The organism is Pseudomonas sp. MPC6, assembly GCF_006094435.1.
Taxonomy (GTDB): domain Bacteria; phylum Pseudomonadota; class Gammaproteobacteria; order Pseudomonadales; family Pseudomonadaceae; genus Aquipseudomonas.
Genome location: NZ_CP034783.1, coordinates 1,362,966 through 1,379,383, shown reverse-complemented (window position 1 = coordinate 1,379,383; position 16,418 = coordinate 1,362,966). Strand labels below are relative to the sequence as shown.

At 61.5% G+C, this 16,418-nt stretch carries 17 protein-coding genes; 12 read left to right on the top strand and 5 right to left on the bottom strand.

The genetic code is table 11. The features are described from left to right. Positions 1-75: 75 nt before the first annotated feature. Positions 76-2,220, bottom strand: coding sequence for an ATP-dependent DNA helicase DinG (dinG, locus tag ELQ88_RS08410; RefSeq protein WP_128869527.1), 2,145 nt, complete (start codon positions 2,218-2,220; stop codon positions 76-78). Between the two features lie 99 nt (positions 2,221-2,319). Here dinG and ELQ88_RS08405 point away from each other — a divergent pair, with 99 nt between their 5' ends. Beyond that, on the top strand, positions 2,320-2,784 hold the full coding sequence (locus ELQ88_RS08405; protein WP_128869526.1) for a DUF2269 family protein: 465 nt from the start codon (positions 2,320-2,322) through the stop codon (positions 2,782-2,784). 146 nt (positions 2,785-2,930) lie between these two features. Here the strand turns inward: ELQ88_RS08405 and ELQ88_RS08400 are convergent, their stop codons facing one another. From ELQ88_RS08400 to ELQ88_RS08385, 4 genes are all read right to left on the bottom strand, one after another. After that, positions 2,931-3,689, bottom strand: coding sequence for a collagen-like protein (locus ELQ88_RS08400; protein ID WP_138964550.1), 759 nt, complete (start codon positions 3,687-3,689; stop codon positions 2,931-2,933). Continuing rightward, the gene (locus ELQ88_RS08395; protein WP_138964548.1) at positions 3,682-3,960 is read right to left on the bottom strand and encodes a DUF1145 domain-containing protein; all 279 of its coding nucleotides are present in this window, start codon (positions 3,958-3,960) and stop codon (positions 3,682-3,684) included. Before ELQ88_RS08395 ends, ELQ88_RS08400 begins: the two co-directional genes overlap by 8 nt. Further along, on the bottom strand, positions 3,957-4,181 hold the full coding sequence (locus ELQ88_RS08390; RefSeq protein WP_138964546.1) for a hypothetical protein: 225 nt from the start codon (positions 4,179-4,181) through the stop codon (positions 3,957-3,959). Before ELQ88_RS08390 ends, ELQ88_RS08395 begins: the two co-directional genes overlap by 4 nt. A gap of 149 nt (positions 4,182-4,330) precedes the next feature. Next, positions 4,331-5,026, bottom strand: a complete 696-nt coding sequence (locus ELQ88_RS08385) for an OmpA family protein (protein ID WP_128872839.1) — start codon at positions 5,024-5,026, stop codon at positions 4,331-4,333. A 192-nt stretch (positions 5,027-5,218) separates the two neighbouring features. Between ELQ88_RS08385 and ELQ88_RS08380 the strand changes: the two genes are divergently transcribed. The 11 genes from ELQ88_RS08380 (at position 5,219) to ELQ88_RS08325 (ending at position 16,411) form a co-directional block, all read left to right on the top strand. Next, a complete protein-coding gene (locus ELQ88_RS08380; protein WP_128872838.1) occupies positions 5,219-5,716 on the top strand; it encodes a DUF6231 family protein in 498 nt (165 codons plus the stop codon). Positions 5,717-5,720: 4 nt separating this feature from the next. Beyond that, positions 5,721-6,197, top strand: a complete 477-nt coding sequence (locus ELQ88_RS08375; RefSeq protein ID WP_138964544.1) for a YchJ family protein — start codon at positions 5,721-5,723, stop codon at positions 6,195-6,197. Positions 6,198-6,331: 134 nt separating this feature from the next. Continuing rightward, positions 6,332-6,826: an LEA type 2 family protein gene (locus tag ELQ88_RS08370; RefSeq protein ID WP_128872836.1), complete on the top strand. Its 495-nt coding sequence runs from the start codon at positions 6,332-6,334 to the stop codon at positions 6,824-6,826. Beyond that, on the top strand, positions 6,823-7,041 hold the full coding sequence (locus ELQ88_RS08365) for an SEC-C metal-binding domain-containing protein (RefSeq protein WP_128872835.1): 219 nt from the start codon (positions 6,823-6,825) through the stop codon (positions 7,039-7,041). Before ELQ88_RS08370 ends, ELQ88_RS08365 begins: the two co-directional genes overlap by 4 nt. A 267-nt stretch (positions 7,042-7,308) precedes the next feature. Next, entirely contained in the window at positions 7,309-9,759 is a 2,451-nt protein-coding gene (locus ELQ88_RS08360; protein ID WP_138964542.1) for a penicillin acylase family protein, read from the top strand. 194 nt (positions 9,760-9,953) lie between these two features. Beyond that, positions 9,954-10,988, top strand: coding sequence for a ligase-associated DNA damage response exonuclease (locus tag ELQ88_RS08350; protein ID WP_138964538.1), 1,035 nt, complete (start codon positions 9,954-9,956; stop codon positions 10,986-10,988). Further along, complete coding sequence (locus ELQ88_RS08345; protein ID WP_138964536.1) at positions 10,985-12,673, top strand: ATP-dependent DNA ligase; 1,689 nt, start codon at positions 10,985-10,987, stop codon at positions 12,671-12,673. The genes ELQ88_RS08350 and ELQ88_RS08345 overlap by 4 nt, the downstream gene beginning before the upstream one ends. Before the next feature lie 318 nt (positions 12,674-12,991). Beyond that, positions 12,992-13,774 (top strand): transporter substrate-binding domain-containing protein, encoded by a 783-nt coding sequence (locus ELQ88_RS08340; RefSeq protein WP_138964534.1) that lies wholly within the window; start codon positions 12,992-12,994, stop codon positions 13,772-13,774. A 56-nt stretch (positions 13,775-13,830) separates the two neighbouring features. After that, entirely contained in the window at positions 13,831-14,559 is a 729-nt protein-coding gene (locus tag ELQ88_RS08335) for an ABC transporter permease (protein WP_138964532.1), read from the top strand. Next, on the top strand, positions 14,556-15,266 hold the full coding sequence (locus ELQ88_RS08330) for an ABC transporter permease (RefSeq protein ID WP_138964530.1): 711 nt from the start codon (positions 14,556-14,558) through the stop codon (positions 15,264-15,266). Before ELQ88_RS08335 ends, ELQ88_RS08330 begins: the two co-directional genes overlap by 4 nt. Before the next feature lie 26 nt (positions 15,267-15,292). Further along, positions 15,293-16,411 (top strand): succinylglutamate desuccinylase/aspartoacylase family protein, encoded by a 1,119-nt coding sequence (locus ELQ88_RS08325; RefSeq protein ID WP_128872828.1) that lies wholly within the window; start codon positions 15,293-15,295, stop codon positions 16,409-16,411. Positions 16,412-16,418 lie beyond the last annotated feature (7 nt).

Here is a 16,418-nt window from a genome sequence, read left to right as displayed (position 1 = left end):
GACCTTCAATGGGCCAGTGGAAAAGCGATGGTAGAGAGATAGACAACGCGGCGGGCAAAATTGCCCACCGGTGTTTCAGGAAATTTCACGACGGAATGGCGGCAACGCATTGAGGATCGCCTTGCCGTAGCGCTGGGTCACCAGGCGCCGATCGAGCAAGGTGATGGTGCCGCGGTCTTCCTCGGTGCGCAGCAAGCGCCCGCAAGCCTGGACCAGCTTCAACGAGGCATCCGGCACCGAGATTTCCATGAACGGATTGCCGCCCCGGGCCTCGATCCATTCGGCCAGGGCCGCTTCGACCGGGTCATCGGGCACCGAGAACGGAATCTTCGCGATCACCACGTGCTCGCAATACGCACCGGGCAAGTCGACCCCTTCGGCGAAACTCGCCAGGCCGAACAGCACGCTGGAGTCGCCGCCGTCGACCCGCGCCTTGTGCTTGTTCAGGGTTTCCTGTTTCGACAGGTTGCCTTGAATGAACACCTGTTTGCGCCAGTCGCGATCCAGGCCGTCGAACACGTCCTGCATCTGTTTGCGCGAGGAGAACAGCACCAGGGTGCCGCGCGAGCCTTCCACCAGCGCCGGCAAGTCACGGATGATAGCCGCGGTGTGGGCCGGCGCATCACGCGGGTCGGCTTTCAGGTCCGGCACCCGCAGCACGCCAGCGTCGGCGTGATGGAACGGGCTCGGCACCACCGCGGTCACGGCTTTTTTCGGCAGGCCGGCGCGCATGCGAAAACGGTCGAATGTACCGAGCGCGGTCAGGGTCGCCGAGGTCACCAGCGCGCCGTAAGCCACGTTCCACAGATTGCGGCGGAGCATTTCCGCCGCGAGGATCGGGCTGGCGTTGACCTCGATGTCGAACAGCGAACCGCTTTCAGCCAGGGTCAGCCAACGGGCCATGGGCGGGTTGTCTTCCGGGTCCTCGGCGGTGAAGGCGGTCCACAGCTCCCAATTGCCCGAAGAACGGGACAACAGGCTGCCAAACAGCGGATACCACTCTTCCGCCTGGTTGCTCGCGATGCCGATGTTGACCTCGCCGTCCATGCCTTCCTTGAGCAGTTCGGTCAGCCGGGTGAACAGGTCGGTCAGACGGGCAAAAGCCTTCTTCAGCTCGATGCCCATTTCGCGCATGTGCTCGGGAATGACCCCGCCGACGAAACGATGGCGCGGGCGCTCGCGGCCTTCGACGTCTTCACCGGGCTTGAAATCGGCGACCTGCTCGCAGGCGGTGAACATGAACTGCTGCTGGGTCTTGATCTCTCGCGCCAGCTCCGGCACCTGCTCGAGCAACTTGCCCAGATCCCCGGGCAGCGGGTGCTGGGCCAGGAGTTTGGTCAGGTTCTTGGCGGTGGCTTCGAGCCAGTCGGCGGTGGAACGCAGGCGTGTGTAGTGGGCGAAGTGGCCGATGGCCTTGTCCGGCAGGTGATGGCCTTCGTCGAAAACGTAGATGGTGTCGCGCGGATCGGGCAATACCGCGCCGCCGCCCAGGGCCAGGTCAGCCAGGACCATGTCGTGGTTGGTGACGATGACGTCGACCTTGCCCATGCCTTCGCGGGCCTTGTAGAAGGCGCATTGGCCGAAATTGGGGCAATGGCGGTTGGTGCACTGGCTGTGATCGGTGGTCAGGCGCGCCCAGTCGGCGTCTTCCAGCGCGGTGGACCAACTGTCGCGGTCGCCGTCCCACTTATTGCCGGCAAGCTTCTCGATCATGCTGGTGAACAGCTTCTGGCTGGCCTCGTCGACCTCGATCTTGAAGCCTTCTTCTTCGAACAATTGCGCCGTGGCCGTTTGCGCATGGCCTTCCTGGAGCAACATGTCGAGTTTGGACAGGCACATATAGCGCCCGCGCCCCTTTGCCAGGGCAAAGCTGAAGTTCAGCCCGCTGTTGCGCATCAGGTCGGGCAGGTCCTTGTAGACGATCTGCTCTTGCAGGGCCACGGTGGCCGTGGCGATCACCAGGCGTTTGCCGGCAGCCTTGGCCGTGGGGATGGCCGCGAGGCTGTAGGCCACGGTTTTACCGGTACCGGTGCCGGCTTCCACCGCGACAATCGCGGGGTCGCCACTGCGCCGGCCTTCGTCGTCGGTGTCGATGGCACCGAGGACCTTGGCAATTTCGGCGATCATCAGGCGTTGTCCGTAGCGTGGCTTGAGGCTCTTGGCTTCGAGAAAACGCGAGTAGGCGCCCTGGATCGTGGTTTTGAGTTCGGTGCTGATCATGGATTGTCGGGCGCAAAAAACGCTGGATAAATTTTCAGTGGTTCGGTTCGGTCGCTATCATACCCCGCTAATTAATCCCGCGCAGAACGGAGTACCTCAATGACACCTTTTGGCATCGTTTATACCCTGCATGTCCTGTCCGCCCTGGTCTGGGTCGGCGGCATGTTTTTCGCCTGGATGGTCTTGCGGCCTGCCGCGATGAAGGCGCTGGAGGGGCCTGCCCGGTTGAAACTGTGGGTCGAAGTGTTTCAAGGATTTTTCCGCTGGGTCTGGGTGGCGGTGGTGCTTTTGCCGATCAGCGGCGTGGGCATGATTCATCTGCAGTACGCCGGGTTTGAGGCCGCGCCACGTTATGTGCAGGTGATGATGGGCTTGTATGTGGTGATGACTGCGCTGTTTATCCGGATCCAGGCATTGATGTTGCCTGAGTTGCGTGTTGCGGTAACGGCGCAGGATTGGCCGACGGGGGCGGCGGTGCTGGGGAGGATTCGCCGGTTGGTGGGGATCAATCTGGTGGTCGGGCTGGTGCTGGTGGCAATTGCTGCGGCGCGTCCGATGTTTTGAGGCGGCCGGGATGACGTCATCGCGGGCAAGCCACGCTGCCACAGGTTCTGAGTTGTTCACAAATGTGTTGAACGACTCAGAACCTGTGGGAGCGTGGCTTGCGCACGAAGACAATCGATCAGACGACACACATCTCAGGAAATGGATTACAACCGCTGGACAGTCACCGAACCTTCCGCACCCGCAGGCCCTGGCTGGCCATCAGCCCCTGGGCGCCCGTTCTTGCCGCCATCGGCCTTGTACACCAGGCAGCCCTTGGCCTTGCCACCCGCCCCCGGCTTGCCGCCGGGTCCGGCCATGCCACCGGCACCGCCCGCGACCTGGACCTTGATCCGTTCCGCCGGGTAATCGCGCGGCACTTCCAGCCGGACCAGCGCACCCGCGGCCCCCGGCTGGCCGTCGCTGCCATTGGTGCCATCGGCTCCGCGACCGGCCTGGCCCCAGGTGCAACCCGGTGCCTGCCCGTTGGCCCCATCCAGACCGACAAACCCCGGTGCGCCGGCGCCACCGCGAGCGTCTACCGACAATTGCGGCGCATCCAGCGTCTTGATCTGCAACGTCAGGTTGCGCCCGGCACGGGCAGCCTTGAGGAAGGTGCCCGGCGCACCGCGCGCGGTGATCTGGCTGCCTTCGGCCAATTGGGCACGACTGACTTTCAGCGCCAGTGCCTGTTCGCTGGGCACGATCGCGATCCGCGCTTCGCGCCCCAGGTGCAGTTGGTCGACGCTCACTTCGGTCACGTTCGACGGGATTAGCAAAGTGCCATAATCGGCCACTTCCAGGCGTTCCAGGCGCAAGGTGCTGGCGGTGTTGGGCAAGCGCATCAGCGAATTGGTTTCGACGCTTACCACCTGAGCGCAGGCCAATGGGCTGACGAGTGCGGCGAGCAGACAGAGTTTACGCATGGGAAGCCTTCGATACGGTAGGAGCCGGGATGGTTTGCAGGTGGTAAACACCGAAAAAGAGCACCTTCAGGCGATCAAGCCAAGGGTGGGCGCGGCCTCTGAGGCTGCGAAAGCAGAACACCGCCTCCAGCAGATGAAGGCCTGCCAGCAGGCTGCCGGCCATATTGACCAACACGTGCAGCGGATAGACAAACGGCACGAGCAGGTTGACCAGCACTACCAGCCAGAACAGCAGGGTCAACAGCTTCCCCAGCCACCAGAACACCTTCATACGCTCACCCGTTGAGAATTATTCTTTGCACGCACAGTAACGGCTTCCACACGGGATAAGCCAGAGGGCAATGGCAAATTCTTCATGAAGGTGCCGAATGGCCGCCAGATCGACCACCATGGCTGTCCGACGGCTCTATTACGGGCTTGAGCGATTGATGTGCCGTCGGCATGACCGATCGCCTTGATGCCCACCACACCGGCGTTTTGCAGTTTGCTCATCAGCGCATCCCGCTTGCTTTGCGCGGAAGGGGTCAGGCTGGACGTGTAAGAACACTTATGGTGAAAGCTCCTGTGTGACCGGCCGATGCCGGTTACACAGGAGTAAAGGACCGCATCCGCGACTGCACAAGCCGCGGAATGCGAGGGGCCTAGCGGTTGATTTTGATCTCGGTGCGACGGTTCAGCGCACGGCCGTCAGCGGTTTTGTTATCGGCCACCGGCTGGCTTTCACCGGCACCGGCAACAGATACGAACTCGCTGCGGGGTACGCCTTGGGAGATCAGGTACTCAACCACCGAGTGCGCCCGACGATCCGACAGTTTCTGGTTATAGGCATCACTGCCTACACTGTCGGTGTGACCGGTGACGGTCAACTGGGCAGTGCTGGACTCCTGTTTCAGGCGAGTGGCGATTGTGTTGAGTACTTCTTTATCGGAAGGCGTCAGCGTGGCTTTGTCGAACTGGAAATGAACGTCGCGAATGACGATGACTTCTTCCTTGACCACAACGACCTCTTCGACCACTGGCGCCGGCACCGGTGGAGGGCAACCGTCGGCGTCGACCCGTACGCCTCGAGGCGTGCCCGGGCACTTGTCGCGGCTGTCCGGCACACCGTCGCCGTCTTCGTCGCCATCACCGTGAACCCAGCAATAGGCCGCAGCCGTGCCGCCGATCAGCAGCGCGCCATACCCTGCCCATGCCGAACTCTCGGTCGCGCCAAGACCCGCACCAACGACACCACCGACCGCCGCACAGGTCGGCCAGTCGGTCTTCTGCAAACCTGCGCAACCAGTCAACACACTGGTTAGCAGAACCAAGGGTAATGCTGTCCGAACTATGCTCATCTAGTTTTCTCCTGAGGGGATCGGCTTGAAGACCGATTCTAGGGAGTAAAGACCCCAGCATTAATCTCCGCCAGCAATAGGCCAGTGCTGTTTAGTCCCGTATTCGCGGCTGATCGACACTTTTGACTGTACCCAGCTCTGTATCTGGACCTGTGGGCAGGCTAGTCTTGGCACTCTGATTGAGGATATTCGATGATTGCAGGTATTTCTCCGCGCACGCCCCAGCAGGCGCTGGCCGCATTGCTTGATCGTTACGCCCCGGCGCGTTTGTTGCTGATTGGCGCCAGCGAATTCCCCGCGCTTGAAGCGTTCAAGCTCGCCCATCCGGACACCTGCGTGGCCCATGCGGCACCTGGACCGTTGCCGGACGACCTGGCGGCACGCCGGTTTGACCTGGCGCTGGTGGTCGATTGCCTGGAACATTTGCCCAAGCGCGATGGCCTGAACCTGTTGGGCGGGATACGCAACCTCAATGCCAGCCGCATCGCGGTGCTGGCGGACTTGCCGGCCAGTGGCTGGCAAGAGACCGACTTCTTCTCCCTGGCCCTGCAAGCCAGCGAACGCTTCCAGCGCGACGAACAGGTGCTGACCCTGTTTACCTATGATCTGCTTGACTACAAACAAGTACCCGACTGGCTCAATTCGCGGTTCTGGGCCAATCCGGAAAATTTCGGGAAATATTGGTGGTAACGCAATGAGCACTTCTATTTGTCCTTGCGGCAGCGGCACCCTGCTTGACGCCTGCTGCGGTCATTACCATGCAGGGCATCCGGCGCCTTGTGCCGAAGCCTTGATGCGTTCGCGCTACAGCGCCTATGTGCTGGGCCTGATCGATTACCTGGTGGCGACCACCCTGCCCGCGCAACAAGCGGGCCTGGACCGGCAGTCCATCAGCGACTGGAGCGCCCAAAGCACCTGGCTGGGCCTGGATGTGGAAAGCGCCGAGGTGCTCGGCGGCCAGCCGGAACACGCGTTCGTCACCTTCACCGCGCGCTGGCACGACGGCGGCGGCGAACACAGCCACCGCGAACGCTCCTCGTTCGTGCAGAACGCCGGCCACTGGTACTTCATCGATCCCACCGTGCAACTGAAGGCCGGGCGCAACGATGCCTGCCCGTGCGCCAGCGGGCAGAAGTTCAAGAAGTGTTGCGCGGGGTATTTCGCCACTTGAGGTAACGCCAAAAGATCGTCGGAACGCGGCCCGAGCCTTCCGCAGCCCCTACGGGTTTACGCCAATCCAATGCAGGAGCTGCCGCAGGCTGCGATCTTTTGGGGCTAGACTGGAGTTCAAGGGAGAACACGACCATGGTCACCCGACGACTCGTACTTCATCTCTTTACGCTGCTCCTGTTTGCGGGGCTCGGCGGCTGTGCGTCATGGTTCAGCGACGACGGGCCGGAGCCACAGGTGCACCTGGTCAAGGTCGAAGTCGTCCAGGCCAAACTGATGCAGCAACGATTCCTCCTGTACTTTCGCGTCGACAACCCCAATGACAGTGACCTGACGGTGCGCGGCCTCGAATACCGGATTCACCTGGGCGACCTGCTGCTGACCGAAGGCGAGCACGAACACTGGTTTACGGTCGGTCCCAAGCGCAGCGCGTACTTCAAGGTGCCGATCCGCACCAACCTGTGGCCCAAGGTCCGGGACGTGGTGAAACTGCTGAAGAAACCCGATCAGCCCATCCCCTATCGACTGGAGGGTGAAATGGAAACCGGTTTATTCATCGCGCACTACGTGCACCTGGCGCGCAATGGCGTGATAATCCCCGCCGATTTAATTCCGGAGCAACTTCGATGACCCAGCAACCCCATGTCCATGGCCCTGACTGCAACCACGATCATGACCATCACGAGCATCATGAGCACCATGATCACGACCATGGCCATGTCCACGGCCCGAACTGCGGCCACGCCCAGCAGGAACCGGTGCGCAACGCCCTGAAAGACGTCGGCCGCAACGACCCTTGCCCGTGCGGCAACGGCAAGAAATTCAAGAAATGCCACGGGGCTTGAGAACAACGGATCGGTGAACGCCACCAATCCCGTGTAGGAGCCGGCTTGCTGGCGAAGACGGCGGCACATTCAGTAGAGGTGTTGGCTGATAGACCGCTTTCGCTGGCAAGCCAGCGCCTGCAGGGGGATCTTCATTGAACCCAAACATCCCGCGGGCTGCGAACTTTGGGCTTGGCAGACAAATCCTGAAATAAGCTGCTTGCGCGGCCACCTCCTGCTCACTAACGTAGCGCCTTTAATGACGCTACCCCCCGCAGGAGCTTTGCCATGGCCTCGCCAGCCCTCATACATTTTCTTCCCCGGTTCGGCGTTGCCGCAGCAGTGGCCGGTGTCTTGAGCCTGACCGGTTGTCAGACCAGGAACACCCAGGACACCCTCCCGCCGACCGCCGGAGTGCAACCGCTCAAAGGACTGGCGCAGAACGTTTCGGTACGACGCAATGCCATGGGCGTGCCGTTGATCGAAAGCAACAGTTTCCATGACGCGCTGTTTTCCCTTGGCTATGTGCACGCCACAGACCGCGTCACCCAAATGGTGACCCTGCGCCTGCTGGCCCAGGGCCGTCTGTCGGAGATGTCCGGTCCGGACCTGCTGGACGCCGACCGCTACATGCGCGCGGTCAATCTGAAGAAAAGCGCCGACGAGCTGTACAAAGCATCTTCGCCGCGCCTCAAGCGCTTTTTCGAAGTCTACGCGCGTGGCGTCAACGCCTACCTGTTCCGCTACCGCGACAAGCTGCCGGCGGACCTCGCCGCTACCGGCTACAAACCTGAATACTGGAAACCGGAAGACTCGGCGCTGATTTTCTGCCTGTTGAATTTCAGCCAATCGGCCAACCTGCCGGAAGAAATTGCCTCGCTGATGCTGGCGCAAACCGTCACCACCGACAAACTGCCGTGGCTGACACCCTCCGCCCCCGATGAAAAACTGCCGGTGGCCGAAGCCGAAAAACTTCAGGGCATCAAGCTCAACGGGCAGGTTCCGGGCCTGGCGGAAATCAGCAAAGCCACCGCCCAACTGTCCGATCTGAACCTGCTGGGGGCCACTTCATCGAACAATTGGGCGATCGCCCCGCAACGCAGCCGCAGCGGTAAGAGCCTGCTGGCCAGCGACAGCCATGGATCGCCGGGCGTGCCGTCCTTGTTCAGTTACGTGCAGATTCGCGCGCCGAAGTACCAGGCGTCCGGCGTCACCATCGCCGGTTTGCCGATGGTGCTGAGCGGTTACAACGGCAAGGTGGCCTGGAGCATGACCTCGGTCATGGGCGATAACCAGGACCTGTTCCTGGAAAAGATCAAACGCCAGGGCAACGGTCTTTCCTACGAAGTCGGCGGCAAATGGCAGCCGGTGATCGTGCGTAACGAAAGCTATTTCGTCAAAGGCCAGCGGCCAATTCGCGAAGCGGTGTATGAGACCCGCCATGGCCCGCTGCTCAACAGTGCCCAAGGCACCGCGCTGGCCAACGGCCTTGGCCTGGCCTTGCAGACGCCGAATTTCACCGACGACAAGACCCTGGATGCGTTTTTCGACTTGTCCCGGGCGCAGAATGTCGAAAAAGCCTCGGATGCCAGCCGCGAAATCCGCGCCATTACTCTGAACCTGGTCTTCGCCGACGCCCGCAACATCGGCTGGCAAGTCACCGGCCGCTACCCGAACCGTCGCGAAGGCGAAGGCCTGCTGCCATCCCCGGGCTGGGAAGGCCGCTACGATTGGGACGGTTACGCCGATCCGATGCTGCATCCTTATGACCAGGACCCGGCCCAAGGCTGGCTCGGCACCGCCAACCAGCGGGTCATTCCCCATGGCTATGGCATGCAACTGTCCAATTCCTGGTCGGCACCGGAACGTGGCGAACGCATGGCCGAACTGGCCGGCGCGGGCAAACACGACACCCGCAGCGTGATCGCCATGCAATACGATCAGACGACGACTTTCGCCGCCAAGCTGAAAAAAACCTTCCAGGCACCCGGCATGGCCCAACCGCTCAAGCAAGCCATTGAAGCGCTGCCGGACGCCGATCGCGGCAAGGCGCGCGAGGCGTACACCCGCTTGATGGCGTTCGACGGCAAACTCAGCCCGACCTCCGCCGACGCAGCGATCTACGAACTGTTCCTCCAGGAAAGCACCCGGCAGATCTTCCTCGACGAACTGGGCCCGGAAACCGGCCCGGCGTGGAAAGCCTTTATCGCCAACGGCAAGTTGTCCTATGCCGCCCAGGCCGATCACCTGCTGGGGCGCGAGGATAGCCCGTTCTGGGATGACGTTCGCACGCCGCAGAAAGAAGACAAACCGGCAATGCTCGCTCGCAGCCTAGCGGCAGCCATCAGCGCAGGCGACAGTCAGTTGGGTGGCAATCACACCGCCTGGCAGTGGGGCAAATTGCATCGCTACGAATGGAAGAATGCCAGCGGCCAGACCGTGCGCGGTCCGCTGCCGGCGGGTGGCGATCACACCACCCTCAACACGGCGGCATTCGCCTGGGGCCAGGATTTCAACACCACCCTGGCACCGACCATGCGCTTGATTGTCGACTTCGGCCTGGCTGAACCGTTGATGGGGCAGAACAGCACAGGCCAGTCCGGCAACCCGGCGAGTGCCAATTACCTGGACAGCATCGATCCGTGGCTCAAGGGCCAGTACATGAGCCTGCCGATGCAGCCGCAGAACTTTGACAAGGTGTATGGGAGCAAGCGGTTGACCCTGACACCAGGCAAATAACCCCCTTCCAATGTGGGAGCGAGCCTGCTCGCGAATTCGGTCCGATATTCACCAATGATGTCGACTGATACACCGCTTTCGCGAGCAGGCTCGCTCCCACAGCTGAATGTCATTCGTGCTTTGAAAAACCGATAGAACTTCTCGCCTCGCGCCATCCTCATAGCTAACAAATCCCTCCATATTTGGTAACAAACATGGACCTTGTTATCGCCCGCCCAGAAGGTTTGTACTGCCCCGCCGGGGATTTCTACATCGACCCCTGGCGCCCGGTCGAACGGGCGGTCATCACGCACGCCCACGGCGACCATGCCAAAGGCGGCAACCAACACTATCTGGCGGCGGCTCCCGGCGAAGGCATCCTGCGCGCACGCCTGGGGACGGATATCAACCTGCAAACCCTGCCTTACGGCCTACCCCAGACTCACCATGGCGTGACTCTGAGCTTTCACCCCGCCGGCCATGTGCTCGGTTCGGCCCAGGTACGCCTGGAGTACGGGGGCGAAGTCTGGGTCGCTTCGGGGGATTACAAGATTGAACCCGACGGCACCTGCGCACCGTTCGAACCCGTGCGCTGCGACACCTTCATCACCGAATCGACCTTTGGCCTGCCGATCTATCGCTGGCAGCCCCAGGCGCAGGTGTTTGCCGAGATCAATCAGTGGTGGCAAGCCAACGCCGCCGCCGACAAGGCCAGCGTGCTGTTCTGCTACGCCTTCGGCAAGGCCCAGCGCATTCTCCACGGCATCGACGCCAGCCTCGGCCCCATCCTGGTGCATGGTGCGGTGGAACCTTTGAACCGGGTGTATCGCGAGAGCGGTGTTTATCTACCGCCAACGATCTACGCCGGCGAGTTGAAAAAGAGCGACCCCATGATACGCAAGGCGTTGGTGCTGGCCCCGCCTTCGGCGGGCGGCAGCACCTGGATGCGCCGCTTCGGGGACTACAGTGACGGCTTTGCCAGCGGCTGGATGCGCTTGCGCGGCACACGTCGGCGGCGCGGCGTAGACCGAGGCTTCGTGTTGTCCGACCACGCCGACTGGCCGGGTCTGCTGTGGGCCATCGAGCAAACCGGTGCCGAACGGGTCATGGTCACCCACGGCTCGGTCGGGGTATTGGTGCGCCACCTGCGCGAGCAAGGGCTCGATGCGCAGAGCTTCAACACCGAGTACGGCGATGACGAGGAAGAGCGCGCGAGCATCGAGCCGCAAATCGCCGAGGTGCCGACATGAAGGCCTTCGCCCGGTTGTACGCCGAGCTCGACGCCACGACATCGAGCAATGCCAAACTGGCGGCGATGCAACATTACTTCGCTGAGGCGGCTGCGGAAGATGCCGCCTGGGCGGTTTACTTTTTGTCCGGTGGGCGCCCCAGGCAATTGGTGCCGGTGCGCATCCTGCGCGAACTGGCGGTGGCATATTCCGGCCTGGCGCCGTGGCTGTTCGAGGAGAGTTACCAGGCCGTCGGCGACCTGGCGGAAACCATCTCGCTGGTGCTGCCCGAAGCGCCCCACAGCTCCATCGACGGCTTGGCGGTGTGGATCGAAGACAAGCTGCTGCCACTGCGTGGCGCGCCCCCGGACGTTCTCGCCGAACAGCTTCCCGCGCTTTGGTCGCAACTGGACCGTCCCAGCCTGATGCTCTGCATCAAATTGATCACCGGCAGTTTCCGGGTCGGCGTCTCCAAATTGCTGGTGACCCGCGCCCTGGCATCCATGGCGCATCTGGACAGCAAACGCGTGGCGCAGCGGCTGGTGGGGTATACCGACCTGTCCCACCGTCCGAGCGCGGCCAGCTATTTAAAGCTGATCGCCGCCGAATCATCCGACGAGCATGCCCAACGGGGCGGCCAGCCCTATCCGTTTTTCCTGGCCCATGCGCTGTCACAGCCGGTCGAACAGTTCGAAGCCCTGCTCGGCCCTGCCAGCCACTGGCAAGTGGAATGGAAATGGGATGGCATCCGCGCCCAGGTGGTCAAGCGCGACGGCCGACTATGGATCTGGTCGCGCGGTGAAGAACTGGTCACGGAGCGCTTTCCCGAACTCGATAGCCTGGTGCATTGCCTGCCCGACGGCACCGTGATCGACGGTGAAATCGTTGCCTGGAAAACCGCTCGACCGGACACCGAGGATGCCTTCGATCCGCCAACACCAGCCGCACCCGCGGTGCAACCTTTCGCCCTGCTGCAACAGCGGATCGGTCGTAAGACCCTGGGCAAGAAAATCCTCGACGAGGTGCCGGTGGTCGTTCTTGCCTACGATTTGCTGGAATGGCGCGGCGAAGATTGGCGCAATCAGCCTCAGGTCAAACGCCGTACTCAGCTGGAACAGGTGATCGGCGCCTGCGCCAACCCCGTCCTGCTGCCGTCCCCCGTGCTCACCGGCGAAGACTGGTTCGACCTCGCCCGGCAACGGGAAGCCTCCCGCAGCCTGGGGGTCGAGGGCATGATGCTCAAGGCCCGGGATGCGCTGTATGGCGTCGGTCGGACCAAGGACATGGGCGTCTGGTGGAAATGGAAAGTCGACCCGTTCAGCGTCGATGCCGTACTGATCTATGCCCAGCGCGGCCATGGGCGCCGGGCCAGTCTCTACAGCGATTACACCTTCGCCGTCTGGGATGGCCCGGCCGATGCCAGCGAGCGCACGCTGGTGCCGTTCGCCAAGGCGTATTCGGGGCTGACGGATGAAGAAATGCGCCAAGTCGACAGCATCGTGCGCAAGACCACGGTGGAGAAGTTCGGGCCGGTGAGCAGTGTGAAGCCAAGCCTGGTGTTTGAGCTGGGGTTCGAAGGGATCGCCTTGTCCAAGCGTCATAAAAGTGGCATTGCGGTGCGGTTTCCGCGGATGTTGCGGTGGCGGCGGGACAAAACCGTCGAAGAAGCGGACAACCTCGGCACCCTGCAGGATCTACTCAGCTGACCCGTCCCCCTGTAGGAGCTGGCTTGCCAGCGAAGCATTTGAAAACACCGCGTTAATCCAGCAAGAACCTGTCATCGTCAACGATCTTCGCTGGCAAGCCAGCTCCTACGAAAAGCAGCGGCCATGACCACTGTTGGTGCAGCCTTTTCCCCACGCCCGTTTTCGTGCATAAATCCCTCCGCGACATTTCTTGAACTACCTTTTAAACGCTTGTTCGGGACTCTGGTTCGGAAATTGCTACTTTCATAGGGTCCTACGCTGTCCAGTAACAATAATTCTGCGCCACAAGCGCTCATATTGGTTTTTAGGGATTGAAGAATGAAAAAAGCATTGCTGACCCTTTCTGCACTGGCGTTGTGCATGGCAGCTGGCTCCACGCTGGCCAAGGAATACAAGGAATTGCGTTTTGGCGTTGACCCGTCTTATGCGCCGTTTGAATCGAAAGCGGCCGACGGCAACCTGGTGGGCTTCGACATTGATCTGGGGAACGCGATCTGCGCCGAGTTGAAGGTCAAGTGCAAATGGGTCGAAAGCGATTTCGACGGCATGATTCCGGGCCTGAAGGCCAATAAGTTCGACGGTGTGATCTCGTCGATGACCGTCACCCCGGCTCGCGAAAAAGTCATCGACTTCTCCGAGGAGCTGTTCTCCGGCCCAACCGCTTATGTGTTCAAGAAAGGTTCCGGCCTGAGCGAGGATGTCGCGTCGCTGAAGGGCAAGACCATCGGCTATGAGCAAGGCACTATCCAGGAAGCCTATGCCAAGGCGGTGCTGGACAAGGCCGGGGTCAAAACTCAGGCCTATCAGAACCAGGACCAGGTCTATTCCGACCTGATGTCCGGCCGCCTCGACGGGGCGATCCAGGACATGCTGCAAGCCGAACTGGGCTTTCTTAAGTCGCCAAAAGGCGTCGATTACGAAGTCAGCAAACCGGTCGACAGCGAATTGCTGCCCGCCAAAACAGCGATCGGTATCTCTAAAGGTAACAAAGACCTGAAGGCACTTTTGGATAAAGGTATCAAAGCGTTACACGACGATGGCACCTATGCCACCATTCAGAAGAAACACTTTGGCGATCTGAATCTGTACAGCGGCAAATAATGCCCGGCGCCCATTTCGCGATGGGCGCTTTTTTCATCCGATCAGGTTGCTGATTTATGTTCGAAAACCTATTACAAAACCTGGGGCTCTCAGCCTTCAGCCTCAAGGGCTTCGGTCCGTTGCTGATGGAAGGCACCTGGATGACCATCAAGTTATCGGTGTTGTCGCTGTTGGTGGCCGTGTTGCTCGGCTTGCTCGGGGCCAGTGCCAAGCTGTCAAAAGTCAAACTGGTGCGGATCCCGGCCCAGCTCTACACCACACTGATCCGCGGCGTACCGGACCTGGTGCTGATGCTGTTGATCTTCTACAGCCTGCAAACCTGGTTGACGACCTTTACCGACTTCATGGAATGGGAATACATCGAGATCAACCCGTTCAGCGCCGGGGTCATCACCCTGGGCTTCATTTATGGTGCGTATTTCACCGAAACCTTCCGTGGCGCGATTCTCGCGGTCCCGCGAGGCCAGGTCGAAGCCGCCACCGCCTATGGCCTCAAACGCGGCCAGTGTTTTCGAATCGTGGTGTTCCCGCAAATGATGCGCTTCGCCCTGCCCGGTATCGGTAACAACTGGATGGTGATGCTCAAGGCCACCGCACTGGTCTCGATCATCGGCCTGGCCGATCTGGTCAAGGCGGCCCAGGACGCCGGCAAAAGCACTTACCAACTGTTTTATTTCCTGGTGCTTGCCGCGCTGATTTACCTGCTGATCACCAGCGCCTCCAATTTCGTCCTGCGCTGGCTCGAACGCCGTTACGCCGTCGGTACCCGGGAGGCGGTGCGATGATCGAACTCTTGCAGGAATACTGGAGACCCTTTCTTTATACCGACGGCTACAACATCACCGGCCTGGCCATGACCATGTGGCTGCTCAGCGCCTCGATCTTCATCGGTTTCCTGGTGTCGATCCCGCTGTCCATCGCCCGGGTTTCACCCCACGCCTACATTCGCTGGCCGGTGCAGTTCTACACCTACCTGTTCCGCGGTACGCCGCTGTATATCCAGCTGCTGATCTGCTACACCGGTATCTACAGCCTGGCCGCCGTGCGTGCCCAGCCCGTACTCGATGCGTTCTTTCGCGATGCCATGAACTGCACGATCCTGGCGTTCGCCCTGAACACCTGCGCCTACACCACGGAGATTTTTGCCGGGGCGATCCGCAGCATGGCCCATGGCGAGGTCGAAGCGGCCAAGGCCTACGGGCTGACAGGCTGGAAGCTGTATGCCTACGTGATCATGCCGTCGGCCCTGCGTCGCTCGTTGCCTTATTACAGCAACGAAGTGATTCTGATGCTGCACTCGACCACCGTGGCGTTCACCGCAACCATCCCGGATATCCTGAAAGTCGCGCGGGACGCCAACTCGGCGACCTTCCTGACCTTCCAGTCGTTCGGCATCGCCGCGCTGATCTACCTGACCGTCACCTTTGCGCTGGTCGGCCTGTTCCGCCTCGCCGAACGCCGATGGCTGGCCTTCCTCGGGCCATCCCACTAGGACTTTTCTGCTTCAGGAAACACAGAATGCGCCACCAGATTCATGACCTGCTGGCCCCGCTGCCGGGGACCGCACGACAGATTCACAGCTTCCACTTCGGCCCGCCGTCGGCCAAGGGCAAGATCTACATCCAGTCATCCCTGCACGCCGACGAAATGCCCGGCATGCTGGTGGCCTGGCACCTCAAGCAGCGCCTGGCAGAACTCGAGGCCGACGGCCGCCTGCGCAGCGAAATCGTGCTGGTGCCGGTGGCCAATCCGGTCGGCCTGGAACAGGTCCTGATGGATGTACCCTTGGGCCGCTACGAACTGGAGAGCGGGCAGAACTTCAACCGCTGGTTCGTCGATTTGAGCGAGGAGGTCGGCAATGCAATCGAAGGCCAACTCGGCGACGATCCGCAGCGCAACCTCGACCTGATCCGCGCCAGCCTGCGTGACGCGCTGGGCCGTCAGAGCGCTGCCACCCAACTGCAATCCCAGCGCCTGGTCCTGCAACGGCTGGCCTGCGATGCCGACATGGTGCTGGACCTGCATTGCGATTTCGAAGCGGTCGCCCATCTCTACACCACGCCTGAAGCCTGGCCGCAGGTCGAGCCGCTGGCCCGTTACATCGGTGCCGAAGCCAGCCTGCTGGCCACCGATTCCGGCGGCCAGTCGTTCGATGAGTGCTTCACCCTGCTCTGGTGGCAGCTCCAGGAACGCTTCGGCGAACACTTCGACATACCGCCGGGAAGCTTTTCGGTCACCGTCGAACTGCGCGGCCAGGGCGACGTCAATCACCCGCTGGCCAGCCTCGACTGCCAGGCACTGATCGACTACCTGACGCACTACGGCGCCATCATCGGCGAACCGGCGCCGCTGCCCGCGCTGCCCTACCCGGCCACGCCCCTGGCGGGTGTGGAACCGGTGGCAACCGCCGTCGGCGGATTGCTGGTATTCCTGGCGTTGCCGGGGCAATACCTGGAAGCCGGGCAACTGATCGCCGAAATCATCGACCCGATCAATGATCGCGTCACCCCCGTTCATTGCACCGCCGCCGGGCTGATGTACGCCCGCTCGCTGCGACGCATGGCCACTGCCGGGATGGTGATCGCGCATGTCGCGGGCATCGAAGCCTACCGCAGCGGCTACCTACTTTCGCCTTGAGGATGCA

What these genes read in the sequence shown, in the direction of transcription:
- dinG (WP_128869527.1), bottom strand. Translation starts at nt 2,220, where the DNA reads ATGATCAGCACCGAACTCAAAACCACGATCCAGGGCGCCTACTCGCGT.
- ELQ88_RS08405 (WP_128869526.1), top strand. Translation starts at nt 2,320, where the DNA reads ATGACACCTTTTGGCATCGTTTATACCCTGCATGTCCTGTCCGCCCTG.
- ELQ88_RS08400 (WP_138964550.1), bottom strand. Translation starts at nt 3,689, where the DNA reads ATGCGTAAACTCTGTCTGCTCGCCGCACTCGTCAGCCCATTGGCCTGC.
- ELQ88_RS08395 (WP_138964548.1), bottom strand. Translation starts at nt 3,960, where the DNA reads ATGAAGGTGTTCTGGTGGCTGGGGAAGCTGTTGACCCTGCTGTTCTGG.
- ELQ88_RS08390 (WP_138964546.1), bottom strand. Translation starts at nt 4,181, where the DNA reads ATGAGCAAACTGCAAAACGCCGGTGTGGTGGGCATCAAGGCGATCGGT.
- ELQ88_RS08385 (WP_128872839.1), bottom strand. Translation starts at nt 5,026, where the DNA reads ATGAGCATAGTTCGGACAGCATTACCCTTGGTTCTGCTAACCAGTGTG.
- ELQ88_RS08380 (WP_128872838.1), top strand. Translation starts at nt 5,219, where the DNA reads ATGATTGCAGGTATTTCTCCGCGCACGCCCCAGCAGGCGCTGGCCGCA.
- ELQ88_RS08375 (WP_138964544.1), top strand. Translation starts at nt 5,721, where the DNA reads ATGAGCACTTCTATTTGTCCTTGCGGCAGCGGCACCCTGCTTGACGCC.
- ELQ88_RS08370 (WP_128872836.1), top strand. Translation starts at nt 6,332, where the DNA reads ATGGTCACCCGACGACTCGTACTTCATCTCTTTACGCTGCTCCTGTTT.
- ELQ88_RS08365 (WP_128872835.1), top strand. Translation starts at nt 6,823, where the DNA reads ATGACCCAGCAACCCCATGTCCATGGCCCTGACTGCAACCACGATCAT.
- ELQ88_RS08360 (WP_138964542.1), top strand. Translation starts at nt 7,309, where the DNA reads ATGGCCTCGCCAGCCCTCATACATTTTCTTCCCCGGTTCGGCGTTGCC.
- ELQ88_RS08350 (WP_138964538.1), top strand. Translation starts at nt 9,954, where the DNA reads ATGGACCTTGTTATCGCCCGCCCAGAAGGTTTGTACTGCCCCGCCGGG.
- ELQ88_RS08345 (WP_138964536.1), top strand. Translation starts at nt 10,985, where the DNA reads ATGAAGGCCTTCGCCCGGTTGTACGCCGAGCTCGACGCCACGACATCG.
- ELQ88_RS08340 (WP_138964534.1), top strand. Translation starts at nt 12,992, where the DNA reads ATGAAAAAAGCATTGCTGACCCTTTCTGCACTGGCGTTGTGCATGGCA.
- ELQ88_RS08335 (WP_138964532.1), top strand. Translation starts at nt 13,831, where the DNA reads ATGTTCGAAAACCTATTACAAAACCTGGGGCTCTCAGCCTTCAGCCTC.
- ELQ88_RS08330 (WP_138964530.1), top strand. Translation starts at nt 14,556, where the DNA reads ATGATCGAACTCTTGCAGGAATACTGGAGACCCTTTCTTTATACCGAC.
- ELQ88_RS08325 (WP_128872828.1), top strand. Translation starts at nt 15,293, where the DNA reads ATGCGCCACCAGATTCATGACCTGCTGGCCCCGCTGCCGGGGACCGCA.